This window comes from Agreia sp. Leaf283, assembly GCF_001422485.1.
Taxonomy (GTDB): domain Bacteria; phylum Actinomycetota; class Actinomycetes; order Actinomycetales; family Microbacteriaceae; genus Agreia.
Window position 1 is genome coordinate 56,933 of the sequence record NZ_LMNF01000002.1, and the last position, 16,563, is coordinate 73,495.

Sequence of the window (16,563 nt, forward strand, 5' to 3'; positions counted from 1 at the left end):
ATGCGGGCCCGGCGGGCGCGGCGGACTGGCACCATAGGACGGTGACCACCAGCGCAGCCCGGGCCGACATCGTCGGCAGGGAGATCGAACTCGAGGCGCTCGGGCGCGCGCTCGACGACGTGATCGCCGGGGCGTTCCGCATCGTCGTGCTGAGCGGCGAGGCAGGCATCGGAAAGTCACGCCTCGTCGACGAGTTCAGCGATGCCGCGCCGTCTGCTGTACGTGTGGTTCGCGGTCAATGCGTCGACCTCGACCGCGATGCGCCGCCGTACGGTCCGATCGTCTCGGTTCTGCGCGGCCTGGTCGCCGAACTCGGCGTCGATGAGATCCGGCAGGCATCCGGCTCGGCCTTCGGTTCGCTGGGGCTGCTCCTACCGGAGCTGGCTCCGTCGGACGAGCAGCCGCGCGCCACGGCCGGGGGCGTCGCCGGCCTGTTCGACAGCGTCGCGACGCTCCTCGGCACGGTGTCCAGCAGGCATCCGGTCGTGATGATCGTCGAGGACGTGCAGTGGGCCGATCCGGCCACCCTCGAACTTCTCCGCTTCCTCGCCCGGCTCGACCGCCACAGCCGTGTCCTGATGCTTCTGACCTTCCGCACCGAAGACGCCAGCGCCCGCTCCGCGCTGCGCGCCTGGCTGCCAGAGCTCGACCGCAGCAGGGCGGTCGAGCGCATCGAGTTGACGAGGCTCACCCGCCGGCAGGCCCGGGTGCTCGTGCGGCAGCTGTCGGTCGACAGGCGTGCGTCGATCGACTTCGCGCTCCTCTACGAGCGCTCCGATGGCATTCCGTTCTTCATCGAGGAGCTGCTGTCGTGGCAGCAGACGCACGATGCCGATCGGCTGCCCGACACCCTTCGGGATATTCTGCTCGCCCGCTACGACGCCGTGGGCGACGAGACGCAGCAGGTACTCCGCCTTCTCGCCTCCGGCGGCGTCGGCGTCGAACACGAACTCCTCCTCGCCGTGTCGTCGATCGACGAGGAACCGCTCGAGGCCGCTCTACGCGACGCGGTGCGGGCGCACATCCTCGTGGTCGACGCGACCTCCTATCGGTTCCGTCACGCACTGGTCCGAGACGCCGTGCACGAGCAGTTGCTTCCGGGCGAGCGCATGCGGTATCACTCGAGGTACGCCGAAGAGCTCGGCTCGCGCGCGGCCTCGCACACCGACGCATCCGAGATCGCGTACCACTGGATGGCGGCGCACAATCTTCCCCAGGCGTTCGCATCCGCTCTCGCGGCGATGGATGCCGCCCGCGGGTCGTACGCGTTCGCGATCGCCGCGAGCATGGGGGAGCGCGCGATCGACCTGTGGCAGCACGTGCCCGACGCCGAAACAGTCGCCGGTCGAACTCTTCCGCAGCTGATGGCTCAGACGGCCTACATCCTCCGCAACGCGGGCAGGAGCGACCGAGCGATCTCGCTCATCGACGAGGCGATCGCATCATCGTCGACCTCAGACCCGGAGTTCTTCGCGCGGATGCTCCGCGACAAGGCGTCGTTCCTGGCGAACATCGGCCGCGAAGGGTCGATCGAGCATCTGCGGCGGGCCCTCGAGGTGCTCGAGGGACAGCCCCGCAGCGTGCTGCGGGCCAACGTGCTCGGAGAGCTGGCCGCCCGTCTGATGCTCGCCGCACGGTTCTCCGATGCGATCCCGGTCGCCGACTCGGCCTACGCGGAGGCCGAGTCCGTGGGATCGAGGGCGCGCATGTCGGTCGCGGCGAACATCCGGGGCATGTCGGCGCTCAGCGTCGGAGATATCGACAGCGGCCTCGCCGACCTCGAGCATGCCGGTGAGCTCGCCGAAGACGACGACTCGGCCATGATGCGGTTCTGCGTGAACTACTCCGACGCCCTCGCCATGCTCGGACGGTTCGACCGGGCGATCGAGGTCGCCGGCGCCGGGGCTGCTCGGGCCACTGCGCGTGGGGTCGAGCGCACCAGCGGCATCATGTTCGCCTCGAACACCATCGGCCCCCTTCTCTCGCTCGGTCGTGTGGCTGAGGCCGACGAGCTGCTCGATCGAGCGCTCGAGCTCGACGCGCCGATCGGATTCAGCTCCGACATCCGTCTGCTGAAGCTGAGATCGCTCGTGCTGCACGGGGATGCCGTGCTCGCCGAGACGCTCCTCGAGGAGTGGGCTCCCGGTCTCGAGCAGCAGTCCCGCATCGACGCACGCCTCGAACGCACGTGGGCGGCCATCGCCGGCGAGGTGCTCGTCGAGAGGGGTCGTCCGCTGGAGGCATGGCAGCGGTGTCGCACGGTGCTCGACGACGGCCATCTCGACTTCGCGGCCCTCGACCTTCCCGTTCTCGCGGTCGCCGCGCGGGCGTTCACGTCGGTCGAGGGCCGGCTCCCGGCCGACGATGTCGTGGTGATCCGCCGGCGCTTCGAGGATGTCCTGTTCGGAATGTCGGAGTGGCCGACCGCCCCGCAGTACGCGTCGGTCGTGCAGGCCGAGCTCGAGGACTCGACCGCAGCGTGGCGGCGGGCGGCGGACTCCGTCTCCTCCTCCCACATGCCGAGCCACCTCGAGCCCTACGCCCTGGCGCGTCTGGCCGAGGCCCTCGCCCGGCAGGCCGACCAGCAGTCCGCACTGCAGGTGGTCGTGGATGCCCGCCGTCGGGCAGACGAGACATCGAGCGGATTCGTGCTTCTGCGCCTCGACGCGCTCGAACGTCGACTCGGTCGCCCGGCAACCCGAGACGAGGTGAAGGGCGCGGCCGATGAGGCCGCAGGGCTCACCGCGCGGGAACGCCAGGTGCTCGATTTGATCGCAGAGGGGCTCAGCAACAGGCAGATCTCCGAGCGACTCTTCATCAGCGCGAAGACCGCCAGCGTGCACGTCTCGAACATCCTGCGCAAGCTCGGGGCCGCGAGCCGAACCGAGGCCGTGTTCCTCGATCGCTCCCACGACGGCTGACCGTCGCTCTCCGCGTCAGGAGGAGCGCTGGGCCAGCAGGCTCTCCATGTAGTCGATCTCGCCCGACTGGGCGAAGACGATCGCGCGTGCCAGGGTCGTGACCAGTGGATGGGTGCTGCGATCGAGCACGGCGTCGGCCATGTCGACGCCGCCGCGATGGTGCGCGAGCATCAGGGTGAGGAAGAGCACCTCCGCGTCGGTCCCGCTGGCATTCCGGAGCCGCTCGAGATCGGCGTCGCTCGCCATGCCGGGCATCGCCACGGCGGCGGCGTCGTCCGACGACCCCGTGGTGGGAGATCCATGCTCGTGGCCCTGGCCCGCGGAGCCGTCGAGCGTCGGCGCCGACATCCACTCCATCGTCGCTCCGGGGCGAGCCTGAGGCAGACCCCAGTCGTTGAGCCAGGCGTACATCTGGCCCGACTGCTGCGCCTGGCTCGTCGCGATGTCGTACGCGAGGCTCCGGATCTCCGGGTCGTCCGTGCGGTCGCGCACGATGAGGGCCATCTCGACGGCCTGGTCGTGATGCACCTGCATGTCCCGGGCGAATCCCGCCTCGACGCTCGTCGTCGACGGGTCTGCGGATCGTGCCGCGAGCATCCAGCCCCCGGCGAGACCGACGGCGAGAACGAGAGCCCCCGCGATGACGCCGGCGACCACGAGTCGCCAGCGGCTCGCGCCGGACGGGCGGCCGGACTCGGTCTCGACGTCGGGGTCGGTCACGCCACGCGACCGGGCGCGTCGAGCCCACCGGTGCACGCGGCGCCGGGTTCGGGTGCATCGTTGGAGCGCCAGAAGCGGTCGAGGAACAGCCCCAGCCGCTCGTCGTCGGGATCGTCGAGGGCGACCTGAGCTCCCCAGGCGCTGGCCACGATCGGGGAATCGAGGCCGTCGACCGGCGAGACCACGATGTACGAGTCGGGAAGCTTCGAACGGAGCGCCTCGACCCCGGCCTCGTCGAGCTGCGCGGGATCGTAGGCCAGCCACACGGCGCCGTGCTCGAGTGCGTGAACCGCGTTCTCATTGGGCACGGACTCCGTGTAGACGCCGCAGTTCAGCCAGACTCCGGCATGATCGCCGCCCACGGGCGGGGTCTGCGGGTAGTCGACGGTCGTGGTCACGTGATTGGCCGTGAGCCCCGGGTAGGTCTGCAACCCTTCTATTGCGATACTCGAGGGATCGGGCTTGGGCGTGGCAGACGTGACGACGAAACCGATGAGCAGCCCGATGACCGCGACGGCCGCGACGGACCCGGTGACGATGCCGATCAGGCGGTTGCGCTTCTGCTTCGCCTGCGCCTGCCTGAAGGCGGCGAGCTTCGCCTCCCTGTCGGCGGCGCGCTGCTGTTTGACCGTGAGCTTGCCGGGTCGGTCTGTCGGTCGGGCGTCTTCGGGTGGCGGGGTCACGTCTCTCGATTCGGTCGGATCTCTCGGTTGTAGCTACAACTTCTCATGGACGGGCTGGAGAAAGACTGGGAATGGCGCTCACCGGCCCGAGCCGTCGGCGAGCCGGGTGACATCGGCCCACGTCGGCGACGCGAAGGTCGTGTTCTTCTCGATGAGGGCGTCGATGACCTCGATGGCGTAGTCGAGCCGTGTCTCGTGGGGGCCGCGCAGCAGCACCCAGGGCAGACCGCGGGTGGTGAGTCCGTCGACGATCCAGTTCGTCATCTCCGGGCGGATGTGCTCGCCGTCGCGCCAGCCGTCCTGGTCGAAGGGCACACCGACGTGATCGGTGACGAGGTACAGGTCTCGGCGAGGCAGCCCGGTGGTCGCCGCCTCGTGCGCCGCCCTGCTGTGCGCGCCGACGTAGCGACGCTCCCACAGAGACGTGGCGAACGCATCGGTGTCGGCGATCACGAGGCACGAGACGAGGGCCGCGGCCTGCTCCATGGCGGTCTGGGTGCGGGCGATGTGCGCGAAATGCTCGGGCAGCCAGACGAGGTCGTCGATGGCGGGCTCGGGCGAACCGGATGCGTGCGACTCGGCCATCGCGCGGGCGTGCAGTTCGTAGGTGAACCGGCGGCCGTACTCGTCGACGTCGGCGATCGCCTCGTATCCGGGCCGAGCACGGTAGTGCGCCCGCAGGGCCTCGGAGAGTGTCGTGGTGCCGGTCGACTCGGCGCCGATCACGACGATGCGCGTCGCGAGGTCGAGCCGGGCCGGTTCGGCCAGCCGGTCCCATCGTTCGGCAAGCCCCTCCCGGGCGGCTGTTCCGCTCATGGGAATGCGGCGGCGCTCGAGGTCGTCGAGCACGTGCACGGCGCCCAGCCGCTCGGCTAGCTCGGCTCCATAGTTCTCCGAACTGAAGACCACGTCGATGGTTCGGATTCCGCCGCTGCGGAGCGCCGCCAGCGTGACCTCGTGGTGGGCGACCCAGGCGATCTCGCTGTCGTAGTGCACCGGCGCGTCGTCGAGGATTCCGAGCACGGTGACCGAGCCGAGCTTCGCCGTCGCAGTGGTCACCCAGGCGACGCGCCGCTCCAGTGGAATGGTCTCGAGCTGTGTCGCCATCACCAGCACGACCAGTCGATCGACCTCGCGCGCGGCCCGCTCGATCAGCGACACGTGTCCGGCGTGCAAGGGATAGAACTTGCCGATGATGAGGCCGGTGCGCGCGGTCATCGGATGCCGACCCGGCTTTCGTGGGCCGGCTGAGTCTCGCGTCGGGCGCGCGTGTGCCGCAGCTCGATCGTCCAGCGACGCAGGCCGTCGATGCAGAGGACGAGAAAACCCGTGTAGAGAACGGCCGTGAGCCAGAGTCCCTTCGTCGCGTAGAGCGGAATGGAGACGACATCGACCGCGATCCAGACCCACCACTGCTCGATGATCTTGCGCGCCTGACCCCACGTGGCGAGCAGCGAGCCGGCCAGCACGAAGGCGTCGGGGAGGGGAACGGTCGAGTCGGTGGCGCTGTGCAGCAGCACGGCGGCGGCGGCGGTGAGCAGCGCGGCAGCGGCCAGCCCGCCGAGGAGCTCGCGCCTCGTGGCCCGGCGCACTTCGACGACCAGGCCGCGATTGGCCGTGCCACGCCTCGACCACAGGACCCAGCCGTACACGGCCACCGCGGCGAAGATCACCTGGAGGACGGCGTCGGCGTACAGGCCCGCTCCGATGAAGAGGATGAGGAACGCCACGTTGTTCGCGATTCCCACGGGCCAGTTCCAGATGAACTGCCGCGTCACGGCCCAGACGCAGAGAGCGCCGGTCACGAAACCGATCACCTCGATCACGGACACGCTCTCGCCGAGCAGGGAGAAGGCGGTGGACTGGAGGAAGCCGAGGAGATCGAACACGGATCGATAGGGCCTTTCGAAAGGCGAAGGGGTGGCGAGAGGTCAAGCCTAACGATGCGCGGCATCGATTCGATTTGGCCTGCATGCCGAGAAGGGCGAGCATGGAGGCGGCCTCACCGGCCTTGCTTCGAAAGAATCCGCCGCATCACCGACTCTGGGAGCGCGAATGCTTGCCGACATCCTCCAGTCCGAACTCGTCACGAGTGTGCTCGGCGCGCTCATCGCCGTCGCGGCGGCGGTGGTCGTGGTGCTCGTCGTGGCGCTGGTCTTCCGCATAGCGGCCAAGCGCCGACACTGGGCGGGCCAGCTCATCGACACGGCCCGTCGACCGTTCCGTGCCGCGCTCGTCGTGTGCTTCGTCTGGGCGTCGCTGGGTATCACCGTGACCGATCCGCAGGCCTCGTCGGCGATCGGGCTCGTGATGAGGATCCTGGCCATCGTCACCATCGCGTGGCTCGTCGGCGCGGTCATCGTCTTCCTCGAGAACCTCGGGCTCGCGCGCTATCGCATAGACACGCCCGACAACCGGGTCGCCCGACGCGTGCGCACGCAGGTGCTGATCCTGAAGCGACTGAGCATCGTGGTGGTCGTGGTGGTGGCGCTCGGCGCGGTACTGCTGTCGTTCCCCGGAGCGCAGACCTTCGGGGCCAGCCTGCTCGCCTCTGCCGGACTGCTGTCGATCATCGCCGGTCTGGCGGTCCAGTCCAGCCTCTCGAACGTCTTCTCCGGAATGCAGCTCGCCTTCAGCGACGCCATCCGAGTCGACGATGTGGTCATCGTCGAAGAGGAATGGGGGAGGGTGGAGGAGATCACCCTGACCTACGTGGTCGTGCACATCTGGGACGACCGGCGCATGATCCTCCCGTCGACCTACTTCACGTCGCGGCCGTACCAGAACTGGACCCGTCGCAATTCCGAGCTGCTCGGATCGGTCGAGTTCGATCTCGACTGGCGCGTGACGCCCCAGCACATGAGGGAGGAGCTCGACCGGGTGCTGTCACGCACCCCGTTGTGGGACAAGCGTGTGAGTGTGCTGCAGGTGACCGACGCTGTCGGCGGCTACGTGCGGATCCGCATCCTGGTCAGCGCGGTGGACGCGCCGGCCCTCTTCGACCTGCGCTGTTTCGTGCGGGAGGAGCTCGTGACCTGGCTCCACGAGCAGAGCCCTGTGTCGCTGCCCCGTGTGCGCGTTCAGGACACGGCGGCGGCCGACATGCGCCGGCCCTCGCTCGATCCCGAGCCCAATCCGGGAACGGGCGGCCTCTTCTCCGGAGACCCCGAGGCCGAGAACAGGAAGAGCCTGTTCACGGGGCGCATCGATGTCGTGCGTCCCGCCGAACCGGAGTGACCGTCAGAGAGTCGGGGTCGACGCATCCGGCTGCCCGAGCAGCGATGTCGCGCCGCGACGCAGCTGGATGGCCGCCACGATGAACATGACACCGAAGATGATCGCGTAGATCCCCACGATCCAGATGAGGCTCAGCACGGTGGCGCCCGGCGTCACCAGCGTGAGAATGCCGAGCAGGATGCCGAAGGCGAGCGTGAGCACACCGGAGACGATCCCGATGGTGCGGCTTCGCCCGTCGCTCAGACCCGCGGCGGAGCCGATGCCCAGCGCTCCGTGCATCACGGCGTAGATCACGATCGTCCACAGCGCGAACAGTCCGCCGATGACGCCCGCGAGCGCCGGGAACACCAGCGCGACGAAACCCGCGAGGATCGAGACGACGCCCTGGAAGAGCAGCCAGCCCCATCCGCTGCCGGCGGTTCGGATGCGCAGCGCATGGATGACAGCGGTGACGCCGTCGATGATCGCGTAGACGCCGAACACGATCACGATGCCCGTCAGGGCTGCACCCGGCGCGGCGAGGGCGATGATGCCGAAGATGACGGCGAAGATTCCGCGCAGCAGCACGGCCCACCAGATCCCCTTGGCGACGGCTGCGAGTGGATTATTGGTCATGCTGCATACGGTAGCTCTGATCGCCCTCCGCGCGGAAGAGACTTTCGTCCTAGGGAGTCAGCACGACCTTCACGCAGCCGTCCTCCTTCTTCTGGAACACCTCGTACATGGCCGGGGCCTCCTCGAGCGAGACGCGGTGGGTCGTCAGGTCGAGCACGCCGAGCGGATCGCTCGAGTCCTCGACGAGGGGCATCAGGTCGTCGATCCAGTTGCGCACATTGCACTGGCCCATTCGCAGCGAGACCTGCTTGTCGAACATCGACTTCATGGGCATCACGTCGGCCTCGCCTCCGTAGACACCGCTCAGCGACACCGTTCCGCCGCGGCGAACCAGATCGAGGGCGGTGTGCAGCGCCGCGAGCCGGTCGATGCCCGCCTTGTCCATGGCGGGTCGTGCCAACGCGTCCGGGAGGATTCCGACGACGGCCTGGGCGAATCCGGCTCCGGGGGAGCCGTGGGCCTCCATGCCGACCGCGTCGACAACGGAGTCGGGCCCGCGCCCGTCGGTCTGATCGCGGAGCGCCTCCACGATGTCGTCGTCGAGATCCCACACCTCGGCGCCGTGCCGGGCGGCCATCTCCCGGCGCTCCGCCACCGGATCGACCGCGAGCACACGATAGCCGAGGTGCACGCCGACTCGGGCCACGAACTGGCCGACGGGCCCCAGTCCGAGCACGCCCAGGGTGCCGCCATCCGGTACGTTCGCGTACTTCACGCCCTGCCAGGCCGTCGGCAGGATGTCGCTGAGGAAGAGATAGCGGTCGTCGGGTCCGTCGGAGGAGACGGGGATGGCGTTGTAGTCGGCGAACGGAACACGCAGCAGCTCGGCCTGGCCGCCGGGGACCTGGCCGTAGAGCTTGGTGTAGCCGAACAATGAAGCTCCGGAGCCCTGGTCTCTCACCTGGGTCGTCTCGCACTGCGACTGCAGACCGCGTCGGCACATGTAGCAGTGGCCGCAGGCGATGTTGAACGTCACGACGACGCGATCACCCACCCTCAGGTTGCGCACCTCGGAACCGATCTCCTCGACGATGCCCATCGGTTCGTGGCCCAGGATGTCGCCTCGATCGAGGAAAGGCCCGAAGAGCTCGTAGAGGTGAAGGTCGGATCCGCAGATCGCCGTCGACGTGATGCGGATGATCGCATCCGTCGGGTCGACGATCACCGGGTCGGGGGTGGTCTCCACCTGAACGTTGCGCTTTCCCTGCCATGTCAGTGCTCTCATATCTCCATGGTGCGCGGTCGCGGCCGACTTCGCCCGATGGGTCGACAGGGGAGGAACAACGGTGTAGCAACCCGGATGCCGAGGGGCGAGACCTCAGGATCGGCCGGTATTGTCGTGCACGGGACCTGTGGGTCACACGTTGAGCAGGAAGGTTCACGCGCGGTATGTCTGACAGTCCGACATCGGCCACGCCGTACGAGGTTCTGGGAATCGCCCCGTCGGCGAGCAACGACGAACTGCGGCGCGCCTATCGACGGAGGCTCCGCGAGACGCATCCGGATACGGGCGGCACATCCGCCCGGTTCCACGCCGTACAGGCGGCCTGGCTCGTGGTGGGCGACCCGGAATCCCGGTCGGCATACGACCGAGGATCGTCGTCGGCATCCAGCCGCGTCGGATCGGCCCGGCCCACGGGGTCGTCGTCGTGGGCTGCCCGCAGTGCGCCGCCGTCGACCGCATCGTCGTTGAAGGCGCGATCCTACGGGCACCCGGGCGGGCAGGCCAGGGAGCGGTTCCTCACCCTGATCCGCGAATGGGCCGGCCGTGGCGCCGCCTTGGAGGATCCGTACGACCCCGCCCTGGTGAGAAGCGCCCCCCGCGAGATCCGCTGGCTGCTGGGCAAGGCCCTGGCCGAGGAGCAGACGGCCCGCACCCTCTCCGACCTGGGCATGGGATTCACGGTCTGGAACGACGTGGCGAGCCCGACGGGCCACAAGATCGACCACATCGTGCTCGGGCCTGCAGGGCTGCTCGCCGTGCGGTCGGAGGACTGGGGCGATCCGGTGCGCCTGCATCGAGGAGAGCTGTCGGGCGAGGCGATCCCCGATGGCGAGCAGCCCGTGCGCGACCTCGTGCGTTCGGCGCGCAAGCTCGGCAGGTCGCTCGGCGTGAGGTTCGACGGACAGGTCATCGTGCTGCCCGACGAGGCCCTCGTCGACGCGTCGTCGGAGTCCGTGGATCGCGGCCGCAATGCGGGCACCCTCGTCATCGCGCGCTCGCGGTTGTCCTCCGTGATGCGTTCGGGCGTGTCCGAGGGCGATGCCCGGCGGCGAGGCGACGTCTTCGAGGTGCGAACCCGGCTGCAGCAGGGACTGCAGTTCGTCTGACGATGATGGTGGCGGCTGCTGATGCCGGCTGCCCTCGGTCGCTAGTGCCCGCGGAGCTTCTCGATGTCTCGCCGTTCGCGTTTGGTCGGACGGCCTGCGCCTCGGTCGCGGATGGGTACGAAGGGCACGTCTTCGCGGGCCGGCGGCGGGGGAGTGTTGTCGGTGAGGCTCTCCGCGGCGACGACGGCGCTCACCCGCTTCGCGAGGATCCGCCGCACCACCACGATGCGCTCCGCGTCGCTCGTGCGAACACGCACCTCGTCGCCGATCCGAACCGCCTGGGCGGCCTTCACTTTCTCGCCGTTCACGCGCACGTGGCCCGCCCGGCACGCCGCCGTGGCGAGCGAGCGCGTCTTCACGAGTCGCACAGCCCAGATCCAGCTGTCGACCCTGATCGATGAACCGGCTTCCATTGTTCGACTCTACGAGAGTGTCGAGGCAAAGAAGTCGACTAGAACATATGTTCGAATCCGGCTATCGTCGAAGCATGACTCTCGCATATCAGGCCTCGCTCTTCGACGAACAGGGTGCGGCTCCCGTCGTCGGGCCCCTCGGTGGCCGGATGCGCCGTATTCCGCTCGAATCCGGAGCGTGGATCGACCTGTGCCCGGGCTGGGTCGCCAACTCCGACACGCTGTTCGAAGAGCTGGTCGGCGCCGTCGACTGGCAGGCGGACCGACGCGAGATGTACGACCGTGTGGTCGAGGTGCCGCGCCTCGTGAGCCGGTTCGGGGCAGACGACCTGCTGCCCCACCCTGCCCTCGACGACGCGATGCGGCGGCTCAACACGCACTACGCGCGCGTCGACGACGAGAGATTCGCCACGGCCGGCCTCTGCTTCTACCGCACGGGCGACGACAGCGTTGCCTGGCACGGAGACCGGGTCGGCCGCTCGGTGCAGCGCGACACGAGGGTCGCCATCCTCTCGGTCGGAGCAGAGCGTGTGCTCTCCGTGCGGCCGGTCGCGGGCGGCGAGGTCTCCCGGTTTCCTGTGGGGCACGGCGACCTCATCGTGATGGGCGGCAGCTGCCAGCGCACCTACGAGCACGCCATCCTGAAGTCGGCCAAGGCGGTCGGGCCCCGCATCAGCGTGCAGTTCCGGCGGGCCTGAGCGGCGATTAGGCCGAGACGGCGAGGTTCGCCAGCTGCTGCGCGAAGGGGATCACGGTCTCCTCGGCGGGGCGGGCGGTCGGGCGCCCCTCGACCAGCTCCGCCAGCTCGCCCGCCGCGCGCGTGATCCGCACGGCCAGGTCGCCGTGCGCGCCTCCTGTGCTGCCCCAGTCCTCTGACGCGGCGAACACCGAGGTCGGAACGATCATCGACTGCAGGTACGCGAAGAGCGGGCGCACCGAGTATTCGAGGGCGAGCGAGTGCCTGGCCGTGCCGCCCGTCGCTGCAAGGAGCACGGGCTTGCCGGCCAGGGTGCGCGGCTCGAGGATGTCGAAGAACGACTTGAACAGCCCGCTGTACGACGACGAGAAGATCGGGGTCACCGCGATCACGGCGTCGGCGTTCGCGAGGGTCTCGATCGCGGTCTTCAGAGCGCCGGCCGCGAAGCCGGTCAGCATCATGTTCGTGATGTCGTGGGCGAGGTCGCGCAGCTCGATGACGGTGATCGTCGCCTCGGAGCCCGCGTCCTCGAGCGACCGCGACGTCGCCTCGGCGAGCCGATCGGCCAGCAACCTGGTCGACGAGGGCTGGCTGAGTCCGGCCGAGATGACTGCGATCGACTTGTCCATGATGATCTCCACTCCACATTTCAATGCGTTTGCATCTATGTTCGGTCGAACGTCACTGTCTCGATGAATATTCCCGCGCCGATTCGGCTGAGCCACACGGTCGGCCGATGAGGCAGAATCGGGTGATGGACACCTTGGAGCCCGGCCCGTATGTTCACTTCAAAGGCGGTCACTACGACCTCGTGGGCGAGGCGAGGCACAGCGAGACCGAGGAGAGGCTGGCCGTCTACCGATCGGCCGACGGCTCCCTCTGGGTGAGGCCTCTTGAGATGTTCCTCGGCGAGGCGATCGTCGACGGCGTCGCGGTTCCCCGCTTCGTGAGGCTGTGACAGGGCTCGATCCGGCGGGCCCGCCTCGGCGTCCGCACGGCAGCGGAGACGCCTGGGTGACAGCGCCGGACGGCCGGAAGTTCTGGGGAACCTTCGGCGCCGCCGGCCTGCTGGTGCACGACGACCGCGGCGTTCTGCTGCAGCATCGGGTCGAGTGGAGCCACTTCGGCGGAACGTGGGGCCTTCCCGGAGGCGCTCGCCACGAAACGGAGTCCGCGGTGCGCGGCGCCCTCCGCGAGGCGGAGGAGGAGGCAGGAGTGCCCGCCGACGCCGTGGTGCTCGAGTTCACGAGCGTGCTCGACCTGGGGATCTGGAGCTACACGACGGTCGGCGTGCGCGCGACGCGGCACTTCGACGCCGAGATCGGAGACGCCGAAAGCGTCGAGCTCCGCTGGATCCCCTTCGACGAGGTCGAATCGCTTCGCCTGCACCCCGGCTTCGCTGCCCGCTGGCCCGCTCTTCGGGCCGTGGTCGAGCATCCGATCGCGGTCGTCGTCGACGCGGCGAATGTCGTCGGCTCTCGTCCGAACGGGTGGTGGAAGGATCGTGCGGCCGCAGCGTCGGTTCTCCTCGATGAGCTCGCAACCGTGTCCGAGACAGGGATCGCGGGAGCACTTCTCGATGCCGACGTCGACCGGTGCTGGCCCTCGATCGTCGTTGTGCTCGAGGGCCAGGCGCGAGGTGCTCGACCCCCACGGGAGCCCGACCTGTCCCGTACCGCCGCCGACGGCATCCGGTCGCCCGGGCTCGAGATCGACCGAGCCGAGGGCGAGGGCGACGAGCTGATCGTCGACATCGCACGGGCGCACCGCGACTCCGGTGCCGCTGTGGTCGTCGTGACCGCGGATGCGGCGCTCCGCGACCGCGTCGAGGCGCTCGGGTGCGCGACCAGGGGGCCCCGCTGGATACGGGGCATCATCGACGGCACGGCGGGAACGGCCGCCTGACGCCCGGCGAGCTGTGGATGCGCGCAGAGCACGATCCATGCGGCGCAATCCCTGCTCGCGAGCCCACCCGCATCGGCTACGCTTGAAGCTCTAGGAGGTCACGAACTTGGCTGATGACACGAACGCACACGAGTCCGCGAACCGCGTACGCAACGAGACAGACACCACCCTGCATTTCACCGCAGAATTCGCAGCCCAGCTTGCGGCTCTCGAGGGCGGCGTCACGGCAGAAGAACTCGAGGCGATCGCGGCACTGCCGTCGGGCTCCGCGCTGCTCATCGTTCGCCGGGGACCGAACAACGGCGCGCGGTTCCTCCTCGACTCCGACAACACCGTGGCCGGTCGTCACCCGGAGGCGGACATCTTCCTCGACGACGTCACCGTGTCACGACGCCACGCATCCTTCACCCGACACGGCACCGCTTTCGAGGTGACCGACCTCGGTTCTCTCAACGGCACCTACTTCGACGGGGTGCGGGTCGACAGAGCCCTCCTCAGCGACGGTGCAGAGGTGCAGGTTGGCAAGTTCCGACTCACGTTCTACCCGTCGCGGCTCGACGTCGCCACCGCTGCCGGCGAGTAGATGGCGGCCACACCCGCATCGGCCCGCGGCCAGGCTTCGCCCCAGCTGTTGAGCATCGGCCAGGTCCTGGCCCGATTGACCCCCGAGTTCCCCGATCTCACCCCGTCGAAGCTCCGCTTCCTCGAAGAGCGTGGGCTCGTTCGGCCCGCTCGAACGGAGTCGGGGTACCGCAAGTTCTGCCAACAGGACCTCGATCGACTCCGCCTCATCCTCACGATGCAGCGCGATCGCTACCTGCCCCTCGTCGTCATCAAGTCGTACCTCGACGACGTCGACGCAGGCCTCGGACCCCTTCTGCCCGGATCGACGACCGACCACGGGCCGTCGATGCTGCCCAGCGGCCGCAGACTCAGTCGCGACGAGCTCATCCGTGAGGCCGGTGCCACGCCGATGCTGCTGCAAGACGCCGTGTCGGCCTCTGTCATCGTGCCGGGCGAGACCTTCGGCGACGACACCCTGGCGGTACTCAAGGCCCTGGTCGAACTGCAGAGATGCGGCATCGAGCCTCGGCACCTCCGGGGCTTCCGGGTCGCCGCCGAGCGCGAGCTCGGTCTGATCGAGAGTGCGCTCGTTCCCGTCTCCCGGCGCAACGACGCGTCATCCCGTGCGCGTGCGGCCGAACTCGCGGTCGAGATAGCGGGTCAACTCGAGATCGTGCGGGGGAGCCTCATCAGATCGGCGCTCGGGCGACTCGTTCCCTGACCACGTCGCGCCGTAGACTGGGTGACAAGACGACCCGTGCCGCCGATGATCCGTCGCCGTCACGATTCTGCGCGACACGCCGACCGCTTCGTGCGGATGTCATTGCCGCCGACCGGTCGCCTCGATAGCGTGGACTGAGTAGACATATCCGGCTTTTTCACAGCCGACAATTTCTGGAAGAGGCGCGTTTCTTGAGCGAGAACATCGGGACCGGTGCCGGTCCAGGCACGAAGCGCAGCGACGACGCCCGCTTCGACGGGCTCCTCTTCACAGACGGCATGGCAGAGCTCGACGCCGACTCCGGCTACCGCGGGGCCGTTGCGGCCCGTGCAGCAGGCATCACCTACCGCCAGCTCGACTACTGGGCGCGCACCGGGCTCGTCGAGCCGACCGTGCGCGGCGCAGCCGGATCGGGATCGCAGCGGCTCTACGGTTTCCGCGACATCCTCGTGCTCAAGCTCGTGAAGCGTCTCCTCGACACCGGCATCTCGCTCCAGCAGATCCGCACCGCGATCGAGCAGCTCCGCGAAGCCGGCATCAACGACCTGGCCCAGACCACGCTCATGAGCGACGGGGCGAGCGTCTACCTCTGCACCTCGAACGACGAGGTCATCGACCTGGTCAGCCGTGGCCAGGGAGTCTTCGGCATCGCCGTGGGCAAGGTTCTGCGCGAGGTCGAGACGACGCTGGTGTCGATCGACTCGACGGTTCCCGACCCCATGGACGAGCTCGCGGCGCGTCGGGCCAACCGCAAGATCTCCTAGGCGGCAGGCGGGCGCTTCGACAGGCTCAGCGAACGACGCTGCGCTTCGACAGGCTCAGCGAACGACGCTGCGCTTCGACAGGCTGCGCGAACGACGCTGCGCTTCGACGGGCTCAGCGAACGACGGGGTCCGTTCCCTGAGCCTGTCGAAGGGCCGGTCTCTAGCCGCGGACGCTCTTCGCGTCGGCGTACTCGCCGAGTCTGCCCGTGCGCATCACGCGCTCCAGCAGCAGGTCGAAGTTTCGCGCCATCTCCTGGGCGCCCTCTCCGGGCCAGACGTGAAGCGGCTTCGCAGCTCCTTGGGCCTGCTGCAGCGAGGTGCGCTCGGGCAGCTGGGGGCTCAGAACCAGGGGGCCGAACATGTCGCGCAGCTCTTTGATGCGGAACTGGTGCTCGAGCGACTGCGAGCGCACGCGGTTGACGATGATTCCGAGGGGCTGCAGGCGCGGGCTGAGACCGCGACGGATCTCTTCGATCGCACGAAGCGCGCGGTCTGCGGCGGCGACGGAGAAGAGGCCGGGCTCGGTGACGACGCTGACGCGGTCGCTGGCAGCCCAGGCCGTGCGGGTGAGCGCGTTGAGCGAGGGGGCGCAGTCGATGAGAACGAGGTCGTAGTCGGCCTCGACCGTGGCGAGCGCCTCCTCGAGCTTCCAGATGTCGCGGATGCTGGGGTGCGGCCCGTCGAAATTGAGGGCTGACGGGCTGCCGATCAGCACATCGATCTTGCCGCCCCGGTCCTTGGTCCAGCCGCTGGGAGCGATAGCCGCGCGAACGACTTTCTCTTTCGGGCTGGCCAGAACATCGGCCACGTTGAGGTGTCCGGCGACACGGATGTCCATACCGGTGGACACATCGGATTGAGGATCGAGATCGACGACGAGCGTTCGCAGGCCCTTGGCAAAAGCGGCCGAGGCGAGCCCGAGCGTCACCGTGGTCTTTCCCACTCCTCCCTTGAGGGAGCTGACGCTGAGTACATGCACGGACACCACGTTA

Annotated in this window: 18 protein-coding genes; 9 read left to right on the forward strand and 9 right to left on the reverse strand. The window is 68.6% G+C overall.

The annotated features are described in order from the left end of the window. Window positions 1-41 precede the first annotated feature (41 nt). The gene (locus tag ASF51_RS19675; protein ID WP_055928358.1) at window positions 42-2,921 is read left to right on the forward strand and encodes a LuxR family transcriptional regulator; all 2,880 of its coding nucleotides are present in this window, start codon (window positions 42-44) and stop codon (window positions 2,919-2,921) included. Between the two features lie 15 nt (window positions 2,922-2,936). Here ASF51_RS19675 and ASF51_RS09190 read toward each other — a convergent pair whose 3' ends face one another. The 4 genes from ASF51_RS09190 to pnuC form a co-directional block, all read right to left on the reverse strand. Continuing rightward, entirely contained in the window at window positions 2,937-3,641 is a 705-nt protein-coding gene (locus ASF51_RS09190; RefSeq protein WP_055928361.1) for a DUF305 domain-containing protein, read from the reverse strand. After that, on the reverse strand, window positions 3,638-4,324 hold the full coding sequence (locus tag ASF51_RS09195; RefSeq protein WP_055928364.1) for a DUF3105 domain-containing protein: 687 nt from the start codon (window positions 4,322-4,324) through the stop codon (window positions 3,638-3,640). The genes ASF51_RS09190 and ASF51_RS09195 overlap by 4 nt, the downstream gene beginning before the upstream one ends. 78 nt (window positions 4,325-4,402) lie before the next feature. Then, a complete protein-coding gene (locus ASF51_RS09200; RefSeq protein WP_055928368.1) occupies window positions 4,403-5,542 on the reverse strand; it encodes an AAA family ATPase in 1,140 nt (379 codons plus the stop codon). Beyond that, complete coding sequence (gene pnuC / locus ASF51_RS09205; RefSeq protein WP_055928371.1) at window positions 5,539-6,213, reverse strand: nicotinamide riboside transporter PnuC; 675 nt, start codon at window positions 6,211-6,213, stop codon at window positions 5,539-5,541. Before pnuC ends, ASF51_RS09200 begins: the two co-directional genes overlap by 4 nt. Before the next feature lie 166 nt (window positions 6,214-6,379). On the opposite strand from pnuC, the gene ASF51_RS09210 reads away from it, so the two are divergent. Then, entirely contained in the window at window positions 6,380-7,561 is a 1,182-nt protein-coding gene (locus ASF51_RS09210) for a mechanosensitive ion channel family protein (RefSeq protein ID WP_055928373.1), read from the forward strand. Between the two features lie 3 nt (window positions 7,562-7,564). On the opposite strand, the gene ASF51_RS09215 is transcribed toward ASF51_RS09210, so the two are convergent. Together ASF51_RS09215 and ASF51_RS09220 are read right to left on the reverse strand one after the other, a co-directional pair. Next, window positions 7,565-8,176, reverse strand: coding sequence for an HdeD family acid-resistance protein (locus ASF51_RS09215; protein WP_055928376.1), 612 nt, complete (start codon window positions 8,174-8,176; stop codon window positions 7,565-7,567). Between the two features lie 49 nt (window positions 8,177-8,225). Continuing rightward, window positions 8,226-9,401 carry an alcohol dehydrogenase catalytic domain-containing protein gene (locus ASF51_RS09220; protein ID WP_055928379.1) on the reverse strand — a complete coding sequence of 392 codons (1,176 nt, stop codon included), beginning with the start codon at window positions 9,399-9,401 and terminating at the stop codon, window positions 8,226-8,228. Between the two features lie 164 nt (window positions 9,402-9,565). Here ASF51_RS09220 and ASF51_RS09225 point away from each other — a divergent pair, with 164 nt between their 5' ends. Then, window positions 9,566-10,507, forward strand: a complete 942-nt coding sequence (locus ASF51_RS09225; protein ID WP_055928382.1) for a DnaJ domain-containing protein — start codon at window positions 9,566-9,568, stop codon at window positions 10,505-10,507. Window positions 10,508-10,548: 41 nt separating this feature from the next. Here ASF51_RS09225 and ASF51_RS09230 read toward each other — a convergent pair whose 3' ends face one another. Next, a complete protein-coding gene (locus ASF51_RS09230) occupies window positions 10,549-10,920 on the reverse strand; it encodes an RNA-binding S4 domain-containing protein (protein ID WP_055928385.1) in 372 nt (123 codons plus the stop codon). A gap of 74 nt (window positions 10,921-10,994) precedes the next feature. On the opposite strand from ASF51_RS09230, the gene ASF51_RS09235 reads away from it, so the two are divergent. Continuing rightward, complete coding sequence (locus tag ASF51_RS09235; protein ID WP_055930639.1) at window positions 10,995-11,618, forward strand: alpha-ketoglutarate-dependent dioxygenase AlkB; 624 nt, start codon at window positions 10,995-10,997, stop codon at window positions 11,616-11,618. A gap of 7 nt (window positions 11,619-11,625) precedes the next feature. Here the strand turns inward: ASF51_RS09235 and ASF51_RS09240 are convergent, their stop codons facing one another. Then, the gene (locus ASF51_RS09240) at window positions 11,626-12,246 is read right to left on the reverse strand and encodes an FMN reductase (protein WP_369797306.1); all 621 of its coding nucleotides are present in this window, start codon (window positions 12,244-12,246) and stop codon (window positions 11,626-11,628) included. Window positions 12,247-12,371: 125 nt separating this feature from the next. Between ASF51_RS09240 and ASF51_RS09245 the strand changes: the two genes are divergently transcribed. From ASF51_RS09245 to ASF51_RS09265, 5 genes are all read left to right on the forward strand, one after another. Continuing rightward, on the forward strand, window positions 12,372-12,575 hold the full coding sequence (locus ASF51_RS09245) for a DUF1653 domain-containing protein (RefSeq protein WP_162236939.1): 204 nt from the start codon (window positions 12,372-12,374) through the stop codon (window positions 12,573-12,575). 56 nt (window positions 12,576-12,631) lie between these two features. Further along, the gene (locus tag ASF51_RS09250; RefSeq protein ID WP_235497204.1) at window positions 12,632-13,522 is read left to right on the forward strand and encodes an NUDIX domain-containing protein; all 891 of its coding nucleotides are present in this window, start codon (window positions 12,632-12,634) and stop codon (window positions 13,520-13,522) included. 106 nt (window positions 13,523-13,628) lie between these two features. Continuing rightward, window positions 13,629-14,105 carry an FHA domain-containing protein gene (locus ASF51_RS09255; RefSeq protein ID WP_055928394.1) on the forward strand — a complete coding sequence of 159 codons (477 nt, stop codon included), beginning with the start codon at window positions 13,629-13,631 and terminating at the stop codon, window positions 14,103-14,105. Further along, window positions 14,106-14,807, forward strand: a complete 702-nt coding sequence (locus tag ASF51_RS09260) for a MerR family transcriptional regulator (protein WP_055928397.1) — start codon at window positions 14,106-14,108, stop codon at window positions 14,805-14,807. It abuts the gene before it with no gap. 278 nt (window positions 14,808-15,085) lie between these two features. Next, window positions 15,086-15,571, forward strand: coding sequence for a MerR family transcriptional regulator (locus ASF51_RS09265; RefSeq protein ID WP_055930645.1), 486 nt, complete (start codon window positions 15,086-15,088; stop codon window positions 15,569-15,571). A gap of 160 nt (window positions 15,572-15,731) precedes the next feature. Here ASF51_RS09265 and ASF51_RS09270 read toward each other — a convergent pair whose 3' ends face one another. Next, window positions 15,732-16,550 carry a ParA family protein gene (locus ASF51_RS09270; protein WP_055930647.1) on the reverse strand — a complete coding sequence of 273 codons (819 nt, stop codon included), beginning with the start codon at window positions 16,548-16,550 and terminating at the stop codon, window positions 15,732-15,734. Window positions 16,551-16,563: the final 13 nt, after the last annotated feature.